Below are 23203 nucleotides of genomic sequence, written 5' to 3'. Positions count from 1 at the left end.
GCCCCGATTCTAACTCAAAAATACTTCCGCAATGTTTCTTGTTTGGTATCTATGTGCAAATTCCAAATGCCTTGTAAGTAATTTACGCTTAAGGTACGCCCTTAAGCGTGTTAAAATAAAATCGCGTGAAACGCAAACCTATAAAGCGTTATCGGGTGGGGGATTTTTAAGGGGGAGGGGTGATTTCGCAATTCAAACCCCTCCCCCTTAAAGAAAAAATAAAATAAAAAACCAAGTTTTATTTTTGCACCCTAAACCCTGCACCCACTCATAATAGAATCCAGATTCTATAAACACTAAACCTAACCCAAGCTACTTACGCAAATGGCGAATTTTTTTGAAACTTCGCTTTATCTTCTGCACTCATATGAGGATTAAGCATATTTTGTGGTTGGAAAATCTCATCTAACTGCTCTTTACTTAAAAGTTTTCTTTCTAATGCGATTTCTTTCACCGGCTTGCCTGTTTGCAAAGATTCCTTAGCGATAGACGCAGAGTTTTCATAACCGATATATGGATTCAGTGCGGTAACGATACCTATGCTGTTATACACAAAATCACTACATACTTTTTCATTTGCTGTGATTCCATCTACACATTTACTTGCAAGGGTAAGCATTGCGTTTCTCATCATAGAGATAGAGTTAAAGAGTCCATAAGCAATCACTGGCTCAAATACATTGAGTTGTAATTGTCCGCCTTCACTTGCAAAGCTTACAGTTACATCATTACCGATAACTGCATAGCACACTTGATTCACCACTTCTGGAATTACCGGATTTACTTTTCCGGGCATAATAGAGCTTCCGGGCTGCATTTTAGGGAGATTGATTTCATTTAGCCCAGCACGCGGTCCAGAGCTTAAAAGTCGCAAGTCATTGCATACCTTAGAGAGTTTTACCGCTACTCTTTTTAGCACGCCGCTTACTTGCACATAAGCACCCGTATCTTGTGTCGCTTCAATCAAATCATCAGCGGTTTTGAAAGGGTGTCCTGTAACTTCGCAAAGATATTTTTGCACGATTTTTGGATAGTCTGGGTGAGAGTTTATCCCTGTGCCAATGGCTGTGCCACCCATATTGATTTCTGTTACAAGGCTTCTTGCCTCTAGCACTCTAGCAATGTCTTCACCCATCATCACCGCAAATGTATGAAACTCCTGCCCTAAAGTCATAGGCACAGCGTCTTGGAGCTGTGTGCGTCCCATCTTTAGCACATTTTTAAACTCTTTTGACTTATTTTCAAAGGATTTTTTAAGCACTTCCATATCTTTAGCAAGGGCTGAAAGCTCATCATAAAGGGCTACGTGGATAGCTGTGGGATAAGAGTCGTTTGTAGATTGAGAGAGATTCACGTGGTCGTTTGGGTGGCAGTGCTGATAATCACCCTTTTTATGCCCCATAATCTCTAAAGCAAGGTTTGCTACCACTTCATTGGTATTCATATTTGTGCTAGTTCCAGCCCCGCCTTGAATCATATCTACGACAAATTGATCGCGTAATTCCCCAGCGATAAGCCTATCACAAGCCTTACAAATAGCATCTTTTTTTGTATCATCAAGTAGTTTTAACTCATTATTTGCTAGAGCTGCCGCCTTTTTTACCTGTGCGAAAGCCTTAATAAAGCTTGGATAGCCACTGAGTTTATCACCTGTAATATTGAAGTTTTGCAAAGCCCTAAAAGTTTGCACTCCATAATACACATCATCAGCAATTTCTAGTTCGCCTATAAAATCGTGTTCTACGCGTTTTCCCATAATAAACTCCAAAAAATGAATTTCGCAATAATTGCTACTGCTTCAGCGGATTATAGCAAAAAAAGTAACAAGTATCTATGCTTTTAGCAATATTTAAGCCATTAAGGCGTAATAATCTGTGTTTTATGTAATAGATTCTCTGTTTTAGAATCTCATTTGAAATAATTTTTAACAAAGCAAAATTTTAGTTGCCATGCAACCTAAATTTCAGTATTGCTTTTTGAATGTGTTGGCAAAATGCATAAAAATATGAATTTATGGTATCTCTACAAAAAATGTAATTTAGCTATTTTTATGCTACAACTTTTCCTCGATTTGCATGCATGTCGTGCAATAAAATCCTAATAATTTTCAATGCGATTGGCCGTTTTATAGCTTGTTGCATTTCTTTATAATCTTTGTGTAATTTATTTTCTTTAGATTGTTGCAGTATTTTTATTGTATCTATCATATTCTTATTGTTAATGATTGTTTATTTCCATATTCGATAAAAAAATTTGCAAGAGAGGCTTAAAATCTCTCACTGAAAAAAATACAAACAAAAGCAATAAAACTCTTCATAGATTCTATCCTTTTACAAAATCTTGCTACTTCTTAGTGTGTTGCATATTAAAACACTCAAATAAACACCCAAAAATGCTAAAATACCAAACGAAATAAATAAAAGGATTTAAGTGCTAAAGATTCTAAACTTTTATGCTTTTTGTTGTGCTGCTATTATTATGCTATGCTCTTTTATAAAGCATAATAATATCAAGCATGAGATATATTCCCCTTTCTTTATCACACAAACTAAGATCACACAAGCTACACATAATACACCGGATAAAAACCTGTCCTTTATTGCTACACAATCGCTATTGCCAAACAAAGAGTTAAGCGCACATGCAAGTGCGATAGTCTCAAAAGATTCTAAGCTTATGACGCTTTTTTATGCGGGGACTAGAGAGGGGGCATTTGATGTGAAAATCTATCAAAGCTTTTTAGACACAAAGACATTAGATTCTAAATGGAGTGAGCCTTTGGCTTTGCTTACACCAGAAATGCTTACAAGCCTTAGTGGGAGATATGTAAAAAAGCTAGGCAATCCCATTGTATTTAAAGATTCTAGAGACAGAGTGCATTTGTTTGTTGTTGGGGTTAGTCTTGGCGGATGGGCTACTTCCAGAATCTATCAGTTTTATTTTAGCGATGATTTAGCACAAATACATTATGTGCGAGAACTTCACCTAAATCCATTTGGCAACTACTCTCATCTTGTCCGCACACCAGCCTTGCCGCTTGAAAATGGTGGTTTTATCCTTGCTTTCTCACATGAAATGTGGCATAAATTCCCACTTATTGCAATCTTTGATGAAAATGGCAATATGCTAACCACAAAGGCTATAAATCATCTAAAAGCACAACTACAACCTAGCATTATCGCCCTAAATGAGAAAGAGTGTGCCGCATTTTATCGCACAAATAACCGCTACAATACAAACACTTACTATCAAACTTGTGAGAATTACGCAAAAACTTGGCATAACATAGAAACAAGCAATATGAAAAACTATGATAGCTCGATACTGCTTGTAAAGCTTGGCGATGAAGTCGTGCTTATCACAAATGATGGCAAACATAATCCTATATGGCAGAACGATACAAAAAAGGGTGATAGACAAAGCCTTAGCCTTTATTATTTACAGGATAAAATCAAGGGGCAATTTGTCTATATCGATACGATTGACACAGCTAAAAAGGGCGGCGAAGTTAGCTATCCTGCGGCAATACTCGATAATAATCTCTTGCATATTACCTATACTTATAATCGAAAGACAATCAAGCATACCGCACTAAATATTAACGCAATACTAGAAAAGATAGAATCTATGAGAAAAGATTCTATGCAGCAGATAAAGGGGGGCAAATGATAGTTACAAGTATTTGTGTGCTTGGGGTCTTATTGCTACTCTCAAATGGTGCGTGTAGATTGAGTCTAAAAGATTCTAAGACTTCTTTTAGTTGTAAAGTCCTTATTGTATTTAGCTTTTTGAGCCTTATATGCTTTTTACCTATAATAGAGAATGTTAGCATTGTAAAGCATGTATATTCATATTTTGATTCACCAAGCTTTTTTGCTATGACGCTCATTTGTGCGGCGTGTTTGAGACTTGTAGATTTTAGGGTGCGAAATAATAAAAACCAGAATCTAGAATCTAGTCAAAATTGCACAAGACACCCTGCACCCACCCAAGTGGTTGAGAATATAGATTCTATAAATTGTCATACTGAAGCGTTAGCCGAAGTATCTAGAAACATAGAATCTAAACCTGTCATTTTGAGGAAAAGCGAAAAATCCAAAAACACGGAATCTAAAAAAGATTTTTCACCTTTTTCAAAGGCTCGCACGAGCGAAGCTCTTGCCCACACTTGCAAAAATGATAATAAACAGAATCTAGATTCTATAAATTTTGCACCATTGCACTCTGCACCTGCCCATTTGGATAAAAGTCTAGATTCTGTAAATTACGCCCTAAACCCCGTAGCCCACCCAAATTTGGTGGAGAATATAGAATCTAATCATTATGAGCGAAATGCGGAGTTTATCACTCAAAATAGAAAGAATTTAGAATCTAATATTTGTCATGTTGAGCGAAGCGAAACATCTAAAACTTTAGTTGATAAAAATAATAATCCAGCCTTAAACATTCAAAACAAAACGACTAAAGATTCCAACAATAGCACTCAATTAACGCTCCACACTTACAACGATATCAATCAAGATTCTACACCACATCAAAACAAGCACTGCATAGAATCTTTTAATATAGGATTTAATATCTGCACCGCCCTTATACTTTTTATATATGGTGCTATTTTATATGGTGGCTCTCTTGGCATGATAGATTTTTACTTGCAAGAATTGGCTATTCAATCATCTCATTTGCAAGACTTTGACACACACGCATTTAATCCACTTAATATAAACATATTCAGCACACAAGCATTTGACATATATCACGCAACACTGCTTAATCAAGCCCTAATTAGCTTTGTGCTACTTGTGCTACTTTACATAAGCAATAAAGAGATTGGAATCTTAGCCCTTTTTTCATTCATCTTATTTTACATATTTAGTGGCGAAAATGCTAGTCTATTAGAATGCTTCATCTGCCCTTATCTATGGCTATATTCTATTTTTTATATTGTTTATAGAATCTTGCTTAGATTCTATAGGTTTGTATCCATCAAAATACATGATAACTGCATATAAATCTAGTTAATTTTTTTGTTTCCTTTTTATTGACTATTTGTTTTTTTTTTTTTGTAGAGTCGCCGCATTGCAATATAACATACATATAAGGTGCGGACACTATGGAGCAATATTATAGCGATGTGAGACAATTGGCATGGTGGATACCGGGCAAGAAAACCCGCCATGCAATGAGAAATGTATTATGTCATTTGGGCAATCTAAGCAATCTAGATTCTATAGCAAGTGAAACGCAAAAAAGAGCAAATGCTATTCTCGCAGATATGATGCTATATAAAGATAAGCCAAAGGTATTTTTATTGCAAACTCCAGAATATGGCAATATAGGCGATCAAGCAATTACACTTGGGACAAGAGTATTTTTAGAAACCTATTTTCCAAACATGGCGATTATTGAATATAGTTTAAATGATCTTGTTTTATGTGGTGATTTGATAGCAAGATTTATTGCCCCACAGGATATAATTTTCCTGCAAGGTGGCGGGAATATGGGAAATTTATGGATGGATATAGAGGAAGCTAGAAGAAAGCTTTTGAGTGAGTTTCCGTATAATCGCATTATTATATTTCCTGTTTCTGTTAGTTTTACTGATGATTGTGATGGCAAACAAGAGATTCTAAACTCTAAAGCATATTACAACGCACATAAAAGTCTAAGCATTATGACAAGAGATTCTAAAAGTTATGAGATAGCTAAAAAGCATTTCACGCACAATAATATCGTGCTTATTCCAGATGTTGCTTGTTGTCTTACTGGGCACTCTTCTTTATTTACACAAACACAAAGAAGCAAGGATATTATGCTTGTTTTTCGCAATGATAAGGAAAAAGTGTTAGATAATGAAATGATAAATAACATAAAGGCATATTGCAATAATAGCAATCTTACTTACAATGAAATTGATACATGTATTGAGAATAACAATATTACACAGCATATAAGGCATTTTGTAGTGCAGCAGATGTTAAATAACTTTGCTTCATGTAGGCTTTGCATTACAGATAGATTTCATGGTATGCTTTTCTCATACATTACAAAGACCCCTTGCATTGTGTTCCCTTCACTTGATCATAAAATTTCGTATGGATATGAGTGGCTACAAGAGCTAACATGGATTTATAAGGTAAATCCAAGCGATAATATACATGCAATACAATCAAAAATTATGCAATTTTTAAATATAGAATCATGTGAGGATACTATAGATCTTGCAAATGTTTTTTACACAACATTCAATCAATTTTATAAAGAAGGAGAGATTTCATGTATATAATTCATTTTTCAGTTGATGACTGCATGGATATGTTTAAAGATATAACAATGAATAGCTATACAAGCCTTTTTCAATCTCCATATTTTTCTTTTCTAAAAGAACTACATAAGAAATATAATGCTTGCATAAGCCTTTTTTGTTTTATTGAATATAATAATTTTAGTTTGCAAAAGACTACAAATAAATATGTAAAAGAGTTTTTAGAAAATAAGCATTGGTTAAAATTTGGCTTTCATGGGAAGAATGAGAGTAGCAGATATAATACAGAAACAGAAAATATTGAAAAAGATTATAGAATCTTTTTGCAAGAAATAGAGCGTATAACAGGACACAAAGAAGTATGTTTAGCACTTAGGCTTCATTGTTTTTCGGGGTCAAAAACAGCTTTAGAATCTTTAGGGAAGTTCGGCATTTCTGGTTTCTTAACACGAGATATAGCGGTCAATGGAGAAAATAAAAGCTATTATTTAGATTCCAATCAAATCTACTTCATCAATAAGAATCAAAGTTATAAAGACATAGACACAAGCATTTCTTTTTACAAAAGTTTTACGCGTATAGAATCTTTAGAAAAGAAAGATATAGAAAAAGAAAATCTCGCTAGACACCTTATTCTATATACACACGAATGCACTTTACTAGACAAACAAACGCAACAATTTTTACACGACATTTACACTCAAACGCAAACTACACATACGCCAAACTTCCCAGAAGTTTTACACGATATAGAATTAAAAAGCTTTACAACAGATTCTATAAAAACATTTTTTGATGCTTATATTCCCATTACTTCTTGTAATCTTAAATGTCAATATTGCTATATCACACAGCAAAATCTTTGGTTTAATAAGCCGCCTAAATTTGAGTATAGTCCAGAACACATTGCAAAAGCCTTAAGCAAAGAGCGTTTAGGTGGGACATGCCTCTTTAATATGTGTGGCGGTGGTGAAACTCTTTTGCATCCGCATATCATTGATATAATACAGGCAATATTAAACGAGGGACATTATGTATGGGTTGTAACAAATGGCACATTGACAAGTCGATATAAAAAACTTGCTGCATTGCAAAAAGATTTGCTTTATCGACTTGCCTTTAAGTTTTCTTTCCATTATTTAGAGCTGAAAAGGACAAAAAAGCTTATGACTTTTGTTGATAATGTAAAGCTTATGCAAGATGTTGGTTGCTCTTTTAGTGTGGAGATTACACCACATGATGAGTTGATAGACTATATTGATGAAATCAAGGATTTTTCACTTAACACTTTTGGAGCATTACCGCATATCACTGTGGCAAGAGATGAAACTAATAATAAGGCTATTTTAACCAAATATACAAAAGAAGAACATGAAAAGATTTGGTCAGGCTTTGATTCTGAACTTTTTAGATTTAAACTCTCAATATTTTTGCAAAAACGCAGGGAATATTGCCATGCAGGGAAATGGGTATATACTTTTAATATGGGAAATGGTGTGATGAGACAATGTTACTCAAGCAATAAATCTCAAAATATTTTTAGCGATATAACTTCTGCCCTAAATCTTCCCTGTGTTGGTGTAAAGTGTGAAGAGCCACATTGCTATAACGGACATGCCTTTCTCACTTTGGGTGCTATTCCGACACTAGAGACACCAACCTATGCCCTTATGCGTAATCGAGTGCAAAAAGATGGCAGAGAGTGGCTAAATCCTTATATGAAAGCATTTATTTCACATAAACTCCATGAAAACAACACAAAAGATTCACTGCATAAAAGATTAAAGGGGCATATAAGAAATTTTAGCAAAACACTTTTTACACGCTAGAGTGATTTTACAAGAGGGTGATTTTACAAGCCCACTGAATATAGTGTGATAAAACCATAGCAAATATATTTCAACTTCAACTCTTCTTTTAACTTATTTGATAGAGGGTGGCTATGATTGTATTTTCTATCAAATAGCATGTCGTTTCTGCTATTGAAATCTCTTAACAAATCGCACAGCAGTTATGAAAACATCATGGATATTACAAAACATTAAACAATATGTTACAATTTGTAGTTTTCCCTTGATTTGTTTTTTTTTTTTTGATATAATGCCGACGGCGAGGTTTCGAGCTTAAATTTAGTATTATATAGCGTGATACAAATTTATTTATCATAAAAGATTCTGAAAGCAATGTAGTGAGGCAACCTATATTACACCTTTTACAAGAACCTTTGGCTTTTAGTATGTAAGTTCTAACCTTTAGCAGTTTTCAACTCCTTTACTTTGGATAGGTTGTCTCACCACATTGCTTATGAGTTAAATTTACATATACATTTCTTACCCCATATCTTAACCCTTTGTGATTATCCGAGTTGTGCTTATTAGATTTAAACCCAACAAACAAGCTATTTCTAAAGGCAAAATGGAATTTTGCTATAATGTCAAGTAATTTTTAGAATCTAACTTTTAAATCTAGCTTTAGAATCCATGTTGCAAAAGGAAATAAATGAATTTTCATGATTATCTTTTATTGCTTAGTGCGGCTTTTTTTGCCTCTCTTTCTCATTGTGTCGGCATGTGTGGTGGGATTGTCGTGGGGCTAAATATGCGGCAGTTTGATAGCTCAAAGATACTACAAGCCCTTGCAAATATACTCTATTTTTTTGGGCGAATGTGTAGTTATATGTTTATTGGCTTGTGCTTTGTGTTTATTGGAAAAAGCTTTGGATTCAGTCAAACTGCAAAGGCGATTATTTTTATTGTGCTTGGGATTTTGCTATTTATCACCGCCCTTATTATCACTTTCTATCCTAAAATGCTTGGGAATGTAACCCCTAGCGGCAATTACGCATGGTATAAAAAGGCTTTTCACAATGCCCTGCATTCAAAAAGTATTGCGGGATTCTTTGTTATTGGAATCTTAAATGGCTTGCTGCCCTGCCATCTTGTGTATATGTTTGCTATTAAAGCCGCAGATTCTCTAAGTGTATGGCATGCTATGCTTAGTATGTTTATCTTTTCTCTTGGGACTTTTTTGCCCTTATTTCTTGTGGGCTTTTTTAGCCAACAACTTTTCCATTCTACAATGCGGCGTGTGTTTTTGTATGTTGCATTTATCATTATGAGCTATTTTGCATTTAGTAATGTCTATAAAGGCGTGCAACTACTGCAAGGGCATAATCCTATGCACCATGAAAGCCACGACAGCATGTCGCATGAAAAGCATAATGACACACAAATGCCAAATATAGATTCTCATAGCCATTCACATCACAAAGCAAACAATTAACGCTTAAACTTCTTCTTAAATCTTACATAACTTAACACAAAGCATACACAAAAGATTAAAGCTAGGGCATAGAAATTTGGCATGATATTATGCAAACTATCGCCCATTTGATTGAGCCGTATAAAGCCATTAATACCATGATATGCAGGGATAAGATTCACAAGCCATTGTAAGACTTGCGGCAATAGCATAACAGGATAGATAAAGCCCATCATAAACACAAGCGGTAGCGATGATATAAGTATAATCTGCGTTGGCAAGGCGCTATCACTTATAAAAGTGCTAAGAAACATACCAAATGCCGCACAACTTGCAATAAACATCAATCCAAAGAACCAAAAATCAAAAGGATTCGCAGTCGTATGGATACCATAAATCTTAAAAAACACACCAAAATAAAGCAAAAACAGCACGACATAAATACCGCTAAACACAAAGATTCTAGCCCATAAAACATAGCTTAAAGGTGCGGTGTTAAAGTAGTGTTTCTCGTGATTTTCATGGGCTTTATTTTGACTTGCCCCTTGTATCATAATCCCAGCGATAAGCGTTTGATGTAGGATAAATACCAAGATAGCCGCTAAAGCGTAATTAATGTAGCCTACTGAAGGATTAAAAAGCGGTATAGAATCAAACCTTACAAGTGTCGTATCATCACCAATGTTGATTTCACCCTTTAGGGCTTTTGCTTTGAGTTTAATCTCATTGCTCCAGTAATTTCCCACTTCATTTAAGCCCTCAATAATCGTGCCATATATCAAAAAATAGGACGCATTCGCACGATATAAAAGTGTAGTTGGCACACCTTTATACATATTAGATTCAAAACCTTTGGGGATACTTAACTGCCCATAGACTTCACTTCTCTCAAGCATGTCTTTTGCCGCTTTTAAAGAATACACGACATGTTCTACTTGCAGATTCTCACTCGCATTTACAAGGAAAATGAAATCTTTTGAAAGCTTTGTATTGTCTAAATCAAGGACTACAATTTTTTGCTTACGCACCACATCTGCATAATAGGGTGTAGGATATAAGAATACATAAAGCAGTGATCCCACAAATACCACAAAAACAATCGTGATATTGCTAAATACTGCCTTTAATTCTTTACCAACCACCTCTAAAAAAGTCATTTTTCTGCCTTTAATTCTTTTGCATGCTTCTCTAATGCCTTTTGTAATTATGCCTAAAACTACGGCTTTCGTATGGAGCATGGATTTTAAGTAAGAATATTTTGTTTAACCTTACAATAACAAAAATCCAAAATTGCCCTATGTTTTATATGCCGTTATGCCAACCTGTAGTGTTCCCAAGCAATACAGGTTTAAAGGATGGTGGATTATAACAAATCTTTTTAAATGCTGGTATTTATAGGTTTAATGTATTCATTGTATTAAAATAAGGAAGGCAAAACAATTATTTTGCAAGTTAAAACAACCCCACACACTTTTCGCAAAAAAAAAAAAACAAAATAAGGCGATAGCGTAAATACACAATCGCTAGAGCATGTTAATAATAACATGCAACAAGCAAAGACATGAATTTTAAACCCTCTATGAATATGCATTAAAATGCTACAATATAAGTTTCTAATTTTATCTCCATTACAGATACAACCAAAGAAGTAAGCACACAAAGGAACTCTATGGATAATACCCTGCAATCACAACTACAAAAGATTCCAAATGAACCCGGAATCTATCAATACTATGATAAAGACGATAAATTACTCTATGTGGGCAAAGCAAAGAATCTTAAAAAAAGAGTGAAAAGCTACTTCACAAAAGAATGCAGTCCAAATCCAAAAAATAGCCTTAGAATCCAGCACATGGTCGCACAAATCGCACACATTCACACAATCATTGTAGCAAACGAACATGAAGCCCTTATCCTTGAAAACTCATTCATAAAATCACAGAATCCAAAATACAACATTCTCTTACGCGATGATAAAACATATCCCTATATTACGATTAATCTTAATGACTGCTACCCTAGATTTAGTATCACAAGGCGTATCATAAAGCATAAAGATACACTCTATTTTGGTCCATATCCAAAGGGTGCAAAAGAGATATTACAAAGCCTTTATGAGCTTTTCCCCATAGTCCAACAGGCAAGTTGTCTCAAAGGCAAAAAACCATGCCTTTATTATCAAATAGGCAAATGCCTTGGCGTATGCAGCATAAAAGATTCTAACACAAAAGCAGAGTATGACTCATATATACAACAAGCCATAATACTTATGAAAAATACAAGTAAAATGCAAAAGATTCTAGAATCTAGCATGCTTTCATTTGCAGAAAAAGAGCTTTTTGAACAAGCAAAGATATGTAAAGATTGCATTGATGTCTTACAAGAGACTACGAAATTTTGTGCGGTGGATATGAAAAAGCTTTATAACGCTGATGTGTATAGCTTTGTATTGCAAGGCAGTAATGCGATATTATTTAAGCTATTTGTAAGAGATGGTAAGGTCGTAAGCACACATCATCAGTTTGTAAAACCAAATATGACAAATGACGCAGAAAACCCATCGCAAAAAGAGTTGATAAGAGAAGAGTTGGCATGTGAGATTTACACTCAAGCTTTACTAAAGATTCTAAAAGAAGGCACACTTTGTGATGACATTATCCTTGCTGATATTAGCACAGAGAGTTTGCAAACACTAAAAGATTCTATACCAGAGTTTGCTAATAAGCTATTTGCCCCGCAAAAAGGTGAAAAACTCCGTCTTGCCACACTTGCACGCACAAATGCCCTGCATATACTCACACATAAGACAAATCTATATGCAAAGCAAGAGCAAGTATTGCAAGAGATTAAAGAGCTTTTTTCACTAGACCATGAGATTACAAGTATTGAGGTCTTTGATACAAGCCATCATGGCAGTAGTTTTATCGTAGGCGGTATGGTAAGCTATGTAGATTATGATTTTTATAAACCCGGATATAGACACTATAATCTAAGCGGTAAAGATGAATATTCGCAAATGAGAGAAATGCTAACAAGACGCGCTAAAAGCTTTGATGAGAATCCAGCCCCAAGCCTATGGCTACTTGATGGTGGATTAGCTCAAATTAATCTCGCTTTAGAGATTCTAGAATCAAGTGGGGCTAGAGTGAGTGTATTAGCCATAGCAAAGGAAAAAAGAGATTCTAAAGCTTATCGTGCAAAAGGACATGCAAAAGATATTGTCCGCTCAAAGCATGTAGAGTTTAGATTACAAGCCAATGATCCCAGACTTCAATTCTTACAAAAGCTACGCGATGAAGCTCACAGATTTGCTATTACCTTTCATCGTAACAAAAAGGTTGGGGATATTAGAAAGGGGTAGATTCTAGATATTGCAATTTTGTCTTTTAAATTGTTTCAACATAAAAAGTCATTATAATCCAGTAATTGCTATGTTGTGCGACAGCAAAGAATCGTTTTAGAAACTAATTTCTCCCTATCATATAACCTACTTATTTAAACATAAAACACACAAAAAAGCGTAGAATCTATATTGTAATTCATTTTTTTGTAGTATAGAATCTTTGCTTCCATAAAACTCACATTCTATTTGAAAAACATTAACACACATAATGCTTTATTTAAAGTTAGATTCTTAATTTTACAAAATCATATTAAAAGATTAATTTTCTAAAAATTTAGAATCTCATTTTGTGCTGTTTAGAGTCTAAGAGTGAAAGATTAATCTCTTTTCATATCCGCTAGATTATATAGCCACTCAAGCATATCGTGTAGCACTTCTTCCTTATTGATTTCTTGGAAAATCTCATGTCGTGCTTCCTTGTATAGCTTTAGCGTAACTTCAAAGCCAGAATCCTTTAAAAGTTGTGCCATTTTCTGCACACCATTGCCAAAATCACCACATGAATCACTTGCCCCACTGATGACATAAATAGGTGGTTTTGGCAAATCCTTACTATTTAACGCACTCTTTTCGCAAAGCACTTCTTGCAGCCATAATGTCCCTTTAAAAAGTGCGATAAAGCTATCAAGCGAAAACACAAACTGACACGCCGCATCGGAGCGATACGCCTTAACACTCTCTATATCCCTACTTAGCCATGCAAACTCACCTGTGCTATATTTTGCATTACTATCCTTTTTCGCAAAAGGTCTATTGAATCCACCAAATGAAAGATTATTAATAAAGTTTTTACCCCATTCTTTTGCACCAATGAAGCGTAAGAATGACGCCATACCAATACCTGTTTTAAGCAATGGATTATACGCAGGTGAGCCAGAGAGAATAAGCCCATCTAACATCTCACCATGCTTTTTAAGATAACCTCGTGCAAGCAATGACCCCATACTATGCCCAAGCAAAATAAAGCGATGTTGTGGAAACCTAGCGCGAAGCATTTGCGTAAGGCTATATAAATCACCTATTGCTTTATGGAATCCATCTTTATCATTTGTCGCTTCAGTGCCACCCATCTCCCCCCAAACATGCGTAGAAGAAATGCTTTTGCCATGCCCCCTATGATCACTGATTGCCACAACATAGCCATGTAGTGCTAACTGAGCGCAAAGCCAGATATAACGCTCTTTATGCTCTACCATACCATGTGCGATTTGTATGATAGTGGGCTTTGTCGCATGTAGATCCCGTTGTGCTTGACTTTGCTGTGTCTCTTGTGGGAGATAAATATCATAGTAAATATTTAAATTATCACTTTGTGAAGTAAAGCATAGATCTTTTTCTATATTGATATTTTGTGGGATATTGTCTTTTGTTTCCATGTAGATTCCTTAGTCTAGTCGCATTTTTGTTATTTTAGAACAGAATCTTACTAAGAGATTCTAAAGATTGAATGAGAAGTTACTTGTTTTTTAATTTGCTTTGTGAGATATCCTATCATTATGAAATGTTTTAGTCTTTCTCCTTTTTAAAAACCTTTCTTATAGTCCTTTCAATGCCTTTTATGGAATCATAAATATTAAACAAGGGTTTTAGTCTATTATATTTTGCTGGATTTGTGATGCGGAGTTTATGACGATATTTAAACTTTTTTTTAAGGTATGGCTCTATCGCACCCATTTTAGTAATAATATCAAGGGGATCGTGCGAAAAAGCAACTAAAGATTCACAATATGAAGCATAAAATGGCAGAAAATTCTCCCTTATACGCAACTCATTACATGGCTTTTTGTCTAAAAACTCAACAAACTCAAAAAACATGAGCAGCATACTGCCTTTTTTGTGGTATTGTCTTGCCATTTCTTTATCGCTAAAGGCTTCATAAATATGTTTTGCGTAATGTGGGACGGGTAGGTTTGGATCGGCATTTGTAATACTATTTTCTCTAATCCTATATAGGTATAACTTGTCTTTTAACACATAAATATTTTCGCTTTGTAGAAACAATAGACAACCAAAATTATGGTCTTCATGTATCACACCCTTAAGAAAATATAATCTTATGTTCTTAAGAAATGCAAAATCAATTAAGCCAGACCATGCAAAATAAAAGCTATTAATTTTTTTCTCTATACAACAATCTAACCATTCCTGACCACTTAGTTTTACATCTTCTTGAAACTTAAAACACTCCTGCATGGTTGCTCCCCACTCCTTATTGCTGTCATTCTCATAAAACGGCAAAAAATCAAACCACACAATATCTACACCATCTGAATGCTTTATACACTCTTCTATGCAATAAGGTTTCCAATAGTCATCAGAATCTAAAAAGATAATATAATCTATTTTTTGTGGTTGGAGTGTGGAGTTATTGTTGTTTGTGGTGTTTATTGTATGGGTAATGTTTGTATTGTGTATGGATTCTGTATGTTGTGTTGCATGAGTGCTAGCAGTATAGATTTTATAAATGTTATATGGGTTTTCATTTGTAATGTTATAGGAATAGAGTGTTACCCCCCCCCCCCTACATTCTTATTCATGTGATTTATAGCAATACAATTTCGTTGAATAACGCTAGAATCTAGATTCCCTTCTATGTTTGTATGGACTGTGGAGTTTGAATTGGAATCTAGCCCTTGCTTAGAATCTATGTTAAATATTTCTCTACATTCAACATGACACCTATTAGAATTTTGCTTTGCTTTATCTTGACATGCAGAGTCTGTCGTAGGCGCGATGTTAGATTCTAAATCCATACTAGAATCTAGTTTTGCTTCATACTTTTCACTAAACCATGCAATGCCTACATTTCTAGCACTAGATAGCCCACCATTCTCTTTATCTATAAGTATAAATCTAGAATCTTTTGCTACATATTCTTTTGCTATATTTAGACTTTCATTATTATCTGTGCTACCATCATTGACTAAAACAATGCTTAGATTTTTATATGTTTGATTGATTACAGAATCTAGACATTCTCTTAGATACTCTGCTACATTATAGATTGGTATTACAACGCCTACTTTTTTGTTTTGCATGGTGGTTTCCTTTTTGGTGTGAGTGGCATCCATCAACAGAAATTATAAGAGATTTTGTGTTAATATGTATTTGTTTTGACCCATCTGACATTCTTTTATCGCTTATTTTTTCCCACATATTGTCTTATACCCCTCTCAATACTTTTTATAGAATCATAGATTGAAAATAATGGCCCTAATAGCTTATATTTCTTTGGATTTGTGATACGGAGTTTATGGCGATATTTAAAACCTTTTTTGAGATAAGGTTCTATTGCTGGTAGCTTGGGAATGAGATTTAGGGGGTCATGCTTAAAATCAAAAAGTTTTAGGCTGTGTTGTATATAATATGGAAAAAAGAGTTGTTCTATTGTTTCATTATCTTTGTTTGGATGATCTTTTAAAAACTGAATTAATTCTAAAAGCATGAGAAACCAGCTACTAGCAATATGATATTGTTTAGCTAATCTTGCATTATTGAAGGCTTGATAAATATGTTTGCAATGCGGAACTATATGAGGATTTTTAGAATCAAAACGAGTGGTACTAGCAGAACCTATCCTTACACAATATAAAGTTTCACAAAAAACAAAGATGTTCCTGCACTGCAATATAAGCAATAACCCAAAATTATGATCTTCATGGATTACACCGTCATAAAAGGTAAGTTGCAGTCGTTTAAGAAAAGAAAAGTTGATAAGCGCACACACAACGATCCAGAAACTTTTCACATTGTTATCTTTACAACTTTGTATGAAGTCATTTCGGCTCTGCATTGCGCTATGCAAAAAACCGCACATATGCTGCAAACTTGCATCGTCTGCAACACAGTTTCCTAAAAAACATTCCGACTCAAACCACACAATATCTACACCATCTGAATGCTTTATACACTCTTCTATGCAATAAGGTTTCCAATAGTCATCAGAATCTAAAAAGATAATATAGTCTATTTTTTGTGGTTGGAGTGTGGAGTTATGATTGTTTGTGGTGTTTATATTGTGTTTTGTGGTGTTTATATTGTGTATGGATTCTGTATTGTGAGGTGGGCTATCTTTGTGATGATTTATGTTGTTTATTTTATGCTGAGATTCATCTGTGTTGTTTTGGGAATTATTGGATTTTAAAGTTTTAGAATCTGTGCTAAATTCTTGTTGTGTCGTGGTTGCATGAGTGCTAGCAGTATAAATTTTATAAATATTATATGGGTTTTCATTTGTAATGTTATAGGAATAGAGTGTTACCCCCCCCCCCCCATTGTTGCTATTTATTCTATTATTGTAGTTTGTGTTTTGTGTAGAGTTCAGATTCTTGTTATTTTTAGTCATAGGTGAAAAATCTTTATTTGAATCTATTTCAGAATCTAAGTAAAAATTTGATTCCATGTTGGATACTTCACTCAAAGGCTCAGTATGACAAGTTGCTTTCAAATCTGGTTTTACTTTATCTTTATATTGAAGCGTGGAATCTATTGTATATGTTGTGCTAGATTCTAAATTTATACTAGAATCTAGTTTTGCTTCATACTTTTCACTAAACCATGCAATACCTACATTTCTAGCTGTGCTTTGCCCACCATTTTCTTTATCTATAAGTATAAATCTAGAATCTTTTGCTACATATTCTTTTGCTATATTTAGACTTTCATTATTATCCGTGCTACCATCATTGACTAAAACAATGCTTAGATTCTTATATGTTTGATTGATTACAGAATCTAGACATTCTCTTAGATACTCTGCTACATTATAGATTGGTATTACAACGCCTACTTTTTTGTTTTGTGGAGATTGTGTTGTTGTAGTGTTATGTTGCATGGTGTTCTCTCATGTTTATGTATATTTGAGTTTATCTCTCAAACAAACTTGCTATTATAGCAAATTAAATGATGTATACATTGCGAGCGTTATGAAATTTTGATTAGCGTTGTTTGTTTTGACATGCTTTATTGTGTAATTTAAAGATCTTGCGTATATTTCTCTCAACACTTTTTATGAAATCATAACCTGCAAATAGAAGCTTTAGTCTATTGTATTTCTTTGGATTTGTGATACGGAGTTTATGGCGATATTTAAAACCTTTTTTGAGATAAGGTTCTATTGCTGGTAGCTTGGGAATGAGATTTAGGGGGTCATGCTTAAAATCAAAAAGTTTTAGGCTGTGTTGTATATAATATGGAAAAAAGAGTTGTTCTATTGTTTCATTATCTTTGTTTGGATGATCTTTTAAAAACTGAATTAATTCTAAAAGCATGAGAAACCAGCTACTAGCAATATGATATTGTTTAGCTAATCTTGCATTATTGAAGGCTTGATAAATATGTTTGCAATGCGGAACTATATGAGGATTTTTAGAATCAAAACGAGTGATGCTATTTGGACGCAACCTCACGCAATAAAGACTTTCACATAAAGCAAAAATGTTATTACATTGCAATATAAGCAATAACCCAAAATTGTGGTCTTCGTGGATTATGTTGTCGAGAAAATATAATTGAGCATTGTATAAGAAATGAAAATCCATAAATCCCATTGTAGCTAAATAAAATGCTGCTGTCTCATGTTGTCTTTTAGCCCGAATTAACTCTGTTTTGGTAAGCATTTGACTTGTAAAAATACCATATTCATTATGTAAATCACCGCAATCAACTATTTCGCCATTCAAAAAACATTCCGACTCAAACCACACAATATCTACACCATCTGAATGCTTTATACACTCTTCTATGCAATAAGGTTTCCAATAGTCATCAGAATCTAAAAAGATAATATAGTCTATTTTTTGTGGTTGGAGTGTGGAGTTATGATTGTTTGTGGTGTTTATATTGTGTTTTGTGGTGTTTATATTGTGTATGGATTCTGTATTGTGAGGTGGGCTATCTTTGTGATGATTTATGTTGTTTATTTTATGCTGAGATTCATCTGTGTTGTTTTGGGAATTATTGGATTTTAAAGTTTTAGAATCTGTGCTAAATTCTTGTTGTGTCGTGGTTGCATGAGTGCTAGCAGTATAAATTTTATAAATATTATATGGGTTTTCATTTGTAATGTTATAGGAATAGAGTGTTACCCCCCCCCCCCCATTGTTGCTATTTATTCTATTATTGTAGTTTGTGTTTTGTGTAGAGTTCAGATTCTTGTTATTTTTAGTCATAGGTGAAAAATCTTTATTTGAATCTATTTCAGAATCTAAGTAAAAATTTGATTCCATGTTGGATACTTCACTCAAAGGCTCAGTATGACAAGTTGCTTTCAAATCTGGTTTTACTTTATCTTTATATTGAAGCGTGGAATCTATTGTATATGTTGTGCTAGATTCTAAATTTATACTAGAATCTAGTTTTGCTTCATACTTTTCACTAAACCATGCAATACCTACATTTCTAGCACTAGATAACCCACCATTCTCTTTATCTATAAGTATAAATCTAGAATCTTTTGCTACATATTCTTTTGCTATATTTAGACTTTCATTATTATCTGTGCTACCATCATTGACTAAAACAATGCTTAGATTCTTATATGTTTGATTGATTACAGAATCTAGACATTCTCTTAGATACTCTGCTACATTATAGATTGGTATTACAACGCCTACTTTTTTGTTTTGTGGAGATTGTGTTGTTGTAGTGTTATGTTGCATGGTGTTCTCTCATGTTTATGTATATTTGAGTTTATCTCTCAAACAAACTTGCTATTATAGCAAAAGATATATAGTCATGATTGATTCTAATATCTAAAACTACTGCCTGCTTCCGGGTTTATACGCAACGGAATCTTTACAAAGCGGGCAAGTCTTGGCGTCGTAAAGCTCAAAGTCAAAGTCAGCTAATGCAAATAGTGGGATATTTTGGCTCAATTTACACACCTCTTTGCTTTTACCCATAGAATATGTGCCATCTGTTTTTGTGCGTCTGCAAAGCCCACGATTTGCTAATCCTGCAAATGCGACTATAACTCCACCGGCACTCTTTACACATTCTGCACTCTCCATTGCACTCCCACCGGTTGTGATGATATCTTCACAGATTAGCACTCTTTCATTCTTAGCTACTTCAAAGCCCCTGCGTAAAGTCATCTTGCCATCAACTCTTTCGGTGAAGATAAATCTCACATCAAGCGCCCTTGCTAACTCATAACCAGCTAAAATGCCACCTAATGCAGGGGAGCATACACAATCAAGCACTATGCCATAATCTAGAATTTGCTTTGCTAACTCTTTTGCTAGAATCTCGGCTGTCTTTGGATTCTCTAGCACTTTAGCAGACTGCAGATAAAACGCACTATGATTGCCACTACTCAGTAAAAAATGCCCCTCAAGCAAGGCATTGTGTTCTTTATAAATAGATTCTATATCTAATGCCATGCTTTTATACCTTCATTACTTCTTCTTCTTTTGTTTTTACCATGTTATCAATCTTTTTAATATGCTCATCTGTGATTTTTTGTATCTCATCAGCACCTTTTTTGCTTTCATCTGTGGTTATTGCCTTGTCTTTCTCAAGTTTTTTAATCGCATTATTAGAATCTTGTCGAATGTTTCTTACTGCAATCTTTGCTTTCTCGCCCATTGCCTTTGCTTGTTTGGCGATGTCTTTTCTTTGGTCTGAAGTCATCGGCGGGAAAAAAAGCTTGATACACTCGCCATCTGCGTTTGGATTAACCCCTATGTTTGCCTCTTGTATTGCCTTTTCTATTTCTTTTAATAAGGGCTTTTCCCATGGATTAATGATAATTGTCGTTGCATCTTGGGCTATCACACTGCCGACTTGGGCTAATGGTGTAGGTGTGCCATAGTAATCTACGCGGATATTATCAAGGATATTCACACTCACTCTACCGCTACGCAATGTTGCAAAATCTTTCTGCAATGATTGCAAACTTTTTTGCATGTATTCTTTTGTATTATTATAAATATCTTGCAACATTATTTAACTCCTTGTGTAGTAGCATTAGAATCTGTTGGGGTAGATTCTGTATTGAGTGAAGGCGTGAGTGGTGCTTGTGGTGTGAGGGCTGGTTGTGTGCCTTGTAAAAGCGGACTAGATAAGGGTAGCGTGCTATCTGTTGGTGTTAGCGGTAATGCTTTTGGAATCTCTACGCCATCAAGCACACTCGAACTACGACTTGATTTTGTATTATAGAGATAGCCTAGTGCAATGGTGTTTATAATGAAAAGCAAACCTAAAAACATTGTGATTTTTGCCATGAAGTTAGCTGGACCTTTTGCACCAAAAAGGCTTTCATTACTCCCACTATACGCACCTAAACCTATGCTAGAACTCTTTTGTAATAACACAGCTATAACAATAGCAATGGTTAATATCACTTGAAAGACAATCAAAACACTTGTCATAAAAACTCCCTAAAAAATGAAAAAGATTCTAAACTCATATTAAAGCCATAAAAATATAAAAGCCGACATTATAGCAAAAAATGCTAAATAGCGTATAATTTGGGCGAAAAGTAATAAGTGCAAACACTAAAAATACAATATTATTTAAACGCTATAATTATTTCTTAGGGATAGTATGAAAAGTGCGTGCATGGCAAAAATATGTTTGAAAGATTCTAAAGACTTGTGGTGTATTTTCTAGTAATGCGTTGTCAATTTGTATATAGTTTGGTGAAAGGGCGATTGTATGGCGTTTTATGCCTTTCTCTAAAAAAGTCATAACCATAAGAATACCATCTAGATTGTATGCGTTTGGATTGTGAATATTTAGATTTTGAGAATCTAAACTTTGAGTATTTAATCCTTGAGAATTAAGCACAAATTGCTTTTGTGCTTTCTTATTTGCAGGCTTTAGCACGAGATTCTGTAATCGCAAAAGATTGTCTTTGTATTGTGTGGTGGTGAGTTCTAATTGTATGCCAAGATTCTCTACCTCATCGCTATGTAATGTATTTTGCATAGCGATTTGCTGTGGGATACATGCTGTGTTTAGTTGCATGTTTTTTTGTATCACTTCATGTATGAGATTGCGTAAAATCATATTTTGGGGTTTGGAATCTATGCTAGATTGTGGTATGCTTGTATCTATATGCGGTGCATCTAGGCGTGGTATATCAATATGCGGCAGGGTGGGGTTTTTTGGCGTATTTATGGTTGGGGCTTGTGGCACCTTTAATTGATTTGCAAATAACTGATTAGATAGTAACAGATAAGGGAGTATAAAATATAAAACTTTCATAATCTTTTCCTTGCAATATTACGCTATTTTAATATGTGAATATTTTAGAATCTTAGCAAGAATATCAAAAAAGGTATTATCAATGGCTGTGAGACTCTCAAGCTCATAAAGCGATAAGATAAGATTCTCACTTCCCTTTATGCGTAGCGATAGACTTTGATTTGGCGTTGTAGCGATTGCGATGAGTTTATGCAGGACTTTTGTTAAACCCTGCTGTTCTTGTTTTGAAAGATTTGCTTGTTTATTAATCGCATTTAGAATCTCAAAAGATTTTTGCAAAAACGCTAAATAATCCTTTGTTAATATAGAATCTTGCATAATGCGATAATCTCTATCATCTTGTGAAGTTGTGCTAGTGGCGATATGCTGCTCTCTTTTGTATAAGTCAAATAGAATCTCATTTAAATTTGTGCTTTTTATCCATATTGTCGCATTGTTTATGGCTATTTTATAGTCTTTCTGCCATGTCTCATCATCTTGGTGTTGCAAGGGCTGTCTAAATCGCTCATGTTCTAAAAGATGTGCTTCAAGTAGGCTATTTGCAGTATTATACATGGGGTGTGTGGTAATAAAGTTTGCATGTGCTACAATGTGATATGCGCTAGATTGCATGGTGCATTCTGTCGTGGCTTGTATGCTTTTATCGGGTTTATCTTGTGTGAATTTGGACTTTTCAACACAGAGTATTGAATCTGGTATAAGTGCAGTGAGATTATAGCCCTCAAAGTTAAGATTTTGTGTGTGAAACTCAAAATAACGATGTTTTAGTAATGTGTCTTCGTGTAATTCAAGTATATATTGAAATTTTTTTGCTACTACACCATCTATCCATTCTACATTTTCTACATTGCATACGACTTTATACTCTTCGTTTTTACACTCTATATCTGGCGATATTTCATAGGTTTGTGCTTGTGCGTATTGAGTAAGAGTGATCGCTAAACACGCATTAATGCTAAACACACAAAGCAATATTACATGGCATAATCTCATACAAACCTTTCAAACACTAGTCCCAAGTTGAATCAAGTTGAATAAATCTTTAATTTTCATTAAACCTTTAG

General features: G+C 34.4%; 15 protein-coding genes and 4 pseudogenes. 6 read left to right on the top strand and 13 right to left on the bottom strand.

Annotated elements, in window-relative coordinates; genetic code table 11:
* Window positions 1-316 precede the first annotated feature (316 nt).
* Together aspA and XJ32_RS11840 are read right to left on the bottom strand one after the other, a co-directional pair.
* Window positions 317-1756 carry an aspartate ammonia-lyase gene (aspA, locus tag XJ32_RS05575; RefSeq protein WP_005216754.1) on the bottom strand — a complete coding sequence of 480 codons (1440 nt, stop codon included), beginning with the start codon at window positions 1754-1756 and terminating at the stop codon, window positions 317-319.
* A gap of 34 nt (window positions 1757-1790) precedes the next feature.
* On the bottom strand, window positions 1791-1931 hold the full coding sequence (locus XJ32_RS11840) for a hypothetical protein (RefSeq protein ID WP_155761462.1): 141 nt from the start codon (window positions 1929-1931) through the stop codon (window positions 1791-1793).
* Window positions 1932-2430: 499 nt separating this feature from the next.
* Here XJ32_RS11840 and XJ32_RS05570 point away from each other — a divergent pair, with 499 nt between their 5' ends.
* The 5 genes from XJ32_RS05570 (at window position 2431) to XJ32_RS05550 (ending at window position 9547) form a co-directional block, all read left to right on the top strand.
* The gene (locus tag XJ32_RS05570) at window positions 2431-3669 is read left to right on the top strand and encodes an exo-alpha-sialidase (RefSeq protein ID WP_254422505.1); all 1239 of its coding nucleotides are present in this window, start codon (window positions 2431-2433) and stop codon (window positions 3667-3669) included.
* Window positions 3666-5012 carry a hypothetical protein gene (locus tag XJ32_RS05565; RefSeq protein WP_077388613.1) on the top strand — a complete coding sequence of 449 codons (1347 nt, stop codon included), beginning with the start codon at window positions 3666-3668 and terminating at the stop codon, window positions 5010-5012. Before XJ32_RS05570 ends, XJ32_RS05565 begins: the two co-directional genes overlap by 4 nt.
* Window positions 5013-5113: 101 nt before the next feature.
* Complete coding sequence (locus XJ32_RS05560; protein WP_077388612.1) at window positions 5114-6286, top strand: polysaccharide pyruvyl transferase family protein; 1173 nt, start codon at window positions 5114-5116, stop codon at window positions 6284-6286.
* Complete coding sequence (locus XJ32_RS05555; RefSeq protein WP_217332057.1) at window positions 6277-8094, top strand: radical SAM protein; 1818 nt, start codon at window positions 6277-6279, stop codon at window positions 8092-8094. Before XJ32_RS05560 ends, XJ32_RS05555 begins: the two co-directional genes overlap by 10 nt.
* Window positions 8095-8764: 670 nt before the next feature.
* Window positions 8765-9547 carry a sulfite exporter TauE/SafE family protein gene (locus XJ32_RS05550; protein ID WP_254422504.1) on the top strand — a complete coding sequence of 261 codons (783 nt, stop codon included), beginning with the start codon at window positions 8765-8767 and terminating at the stop codon, window positions 9545-9547.
* Here XJ32_RS05550 and XJ32_RS05545 read toward each other — a convergent pair.
* Window positions 9544-10683: an ABC transporter permease gene (locus tag XJ32_RS05545; RefSeq protein WP_077388611.1), complete on the bottom strand. Its 1140-nt coding sequence runs from the start codon at window positions 10681-10683 to the stop codon at window positions 9544-9546. The two genes, XJ32_RS05550 and XJ32_RS05545, sit on opposite strands and share 4 nt — an antisense overlap.
* Before the next feature lie 512 nt (window positions 10684-11195).
* On the opposite strand from XJ32_RS05545, the gene uvrC reads away from it, so the two are divergent.
* Complete coding sequence (gene uvrC, locus XJ32_RS05540) at window positions 11196-12887, top strand: excinuclease ABC subunit UvrC (RefSeq protein WP_077388610.1); 1692 nt, start codon at window positions 11196-11198, stop codon at window positions 12885-12887.
* Window positions 12888-13246: 359 nt separating this feature from the next.
* Here the strand turns inward: uvrC and XJ32_RS05535 are convergent, their stop codons facing one another.
* The 10 genes and pseudogenes from XJ32_RS05535 to XJ32_RS05490 form a co-directional block, all read right to left on the bottom strand.
* Window positions 13247-14305, bottom strand: a complete 1059-nt coding sequence (locus XJ32_RS05535) for an alpha/beta fold hydrolase (protein ID WP_077388609.1) — start codon at window positions 14303-14305, stop codon at window positions 13247-13249.
* A gap of 130 nt (window positions 14306-14435) precedes the next feature.
* A complete protein-coding gene (locus tag XJ32_RS05530; RefSeq protein ID WP_254422520.1) occupies window positions 14436-15209 on the bottom strand; it encodes a hypothetical protein in 774 nt (257 codons plus the stop codon).
* A 485-nt stretch (window positions 15210-15694) separates the two neighbouring features.
* Window positions 15695-15967 (bottom strand): annotated as a pseudogene (locus tag XJ32_RS11835) (glycosyltransferase family 2 protein); the annotation flags it as partial.
* A 1493-nt stretch (window positions 15968-17460) separates the two neighbouring features.
* Window positions 17461-17763, bottom strand: a pseudogene (locus XJ32_RS11830) (glycosyltransferase family 2 protein); the annotation flags it as partial.
* A gap of 1527 nt (window positions 17764-19290) precedes the next feature.
* A pseudogene (locus XJ32_RS05515) lies at window positions 19291-19588 on the bottom strand (glycosyltransferase family 2 protein); the annotation flags it as partial.
* Between the two features lie 99 nt (window positions 19589-19687).
* Complete coding sequence (pyrE, locus tag XJ32_RS05510; RefSeq protein WP_077388605.1) at window positions 19688-20311, bottom strand: orotate phosphoribosyltransferase; 624 nt, start codon at window positions 20309-20311, stop codon at window positions 19688-19690.
* A 4-nt stretch (window positions 20312-20315) separates the two neighbouring features.
* Window positions 20316-20873, bottom strand: a complete 558-nt coding sequence (gene frr, locus XJ32_RS05505) for a ribosome recycling factor (protein WP_005216765.1) — start codon at window positions 20871-20873, stop codon at window positions 20316-20318.
* 20 nt (window positions 20874-20893) lie between these two features.
* A pseudogene (gene secG / locus XJ32_RS13410) lies at window positions 20894-21301 on the bottom strand (preprotein translocase subunit SecG); the annotation flags it as partial.
* Between the two features lie 157 nt (window positions 21302-21458).
* Window positions 21459-22139: a hypothetical protein gene (locus XJ32_RS05495; protein ID WP_077388603.1), complete on the bottom strand. Its 681-nt coding sequence runs from the start codon at window positions 22137-22139 to the stop codon at window positions 21459-21461.
* A gap of 18 nt (window positions 22140-22157) precedes the next feature.
* A complete protein-coding gene (locus XJ32_RS05490) occupies window positions 22158-23132 on the bottom strand; it encodes a hypothetical protein (RefSeq protein WP_077388602.1) in 975 nt (324 codons plus the stop codon).
* Window positions 23133-23203 lie beyond the last annotated feature (71 nt).

The sequence above is a fragment of the Helicobacter bilis genome, assembly GCF_001999985.1.
GTDB lineage: Bacteria > Campylobacterota > Campylobacteria > Campylobacterales > Helicobacteraceae > Helicobacter_A > Helicobacter_A rappini.
This window is presented reverse-complemented; position numbering and strand designations above follow the sequence as displayed.

What these genes read in the sequence shown, in the direction of transcription:
- XJ32_RS05555 (WP_217332057.1), top strand. Translation starts at nt 6,277, where the DNA reads ATGTATATAATTCATTTTTCAGTTGATGACTGCATGGATATGTTTAAA.
- aspA (WP_005216754.1), bottom strand. Translation starts at nt 1,756, where the DNA reads ATGGGAAAACGCGTAGAACACGATTTTATAGGCGAACTAGAAATTGCT.
- XJ32_RS05565 (WP_077388613.1), top strand. Translation starts at nt 3,666, where the DNA reads ATGATAGTTACAAGTATTTGTGTGCTTGGGGTCTTATTGCTACTCTCA.
- XJ32_RS05535 (WP_077388609.1), bottom strand. Translation starts at nt 14,305, where the DNA reads ATGGAAACAAAAGACAATATCCCACAAAATATCAATATAGAAAAAGAT.
- uvrC (WP_077388610.1), top strand. Translation starts at nt 11,196, where the DNA reads ATGGATAATACCCTGCAATCACAACTACAAAAGATTCCAAATGAACCC.
- XJ32_RS05550 (WP_254422504.1), top strand. Translation starts at nt 8,765, where the DNA reads ATGAATTTTCATGATTATCTTTTATTGCTTAGTGCGGCTTTTTTTGCC.
- XJ32_RS05490 (WP_077388602.1), bottom strand. Translation starts at nt 23,132, where the DNA reads ATGAGATTATGCCATGTAATATTGCTTTGTGTGTTTAGCATTAATGCG.
- pyrE (WP_077388605.1), bottom strand. Translation starts at nt 20,311, where the DNA reads ATGGCATTAGATATAGAATCTATTTATAAAGAACACAATGCCTTGCTT.
- XJ32_RS05545 (WP_077388611.1), bottom strand. Translation starts at nt 10,683, where the DNA reads ATGACTTTTTTAGAGGTGGTTGGTAAAGAATTAAAGGCAGTATTTAGC.
- XJ32_RS05495 (WP_077388603.1), bottom strand. Translation starts at nt 22,139, where the DNA reads ATGAAAGTTTTATATTTTATACTCCCTTATCTGTTACTATCTAATCAG.
- XJ32_RS05560 (WP_077388612.1), top strand. Translation starts at nt 5,114, where the DNA reads ATGGAGCAATATTATAGCGATGTGAGACAATTGGCATGGTGGATACCG.
- frr (WP_005216765.1), bottom strand. Translation starts at nt 20,873, where the DNA reads ATGTTGCAAGATATTTATAATAATACAAAAGAATACATGCAAAAAAGT.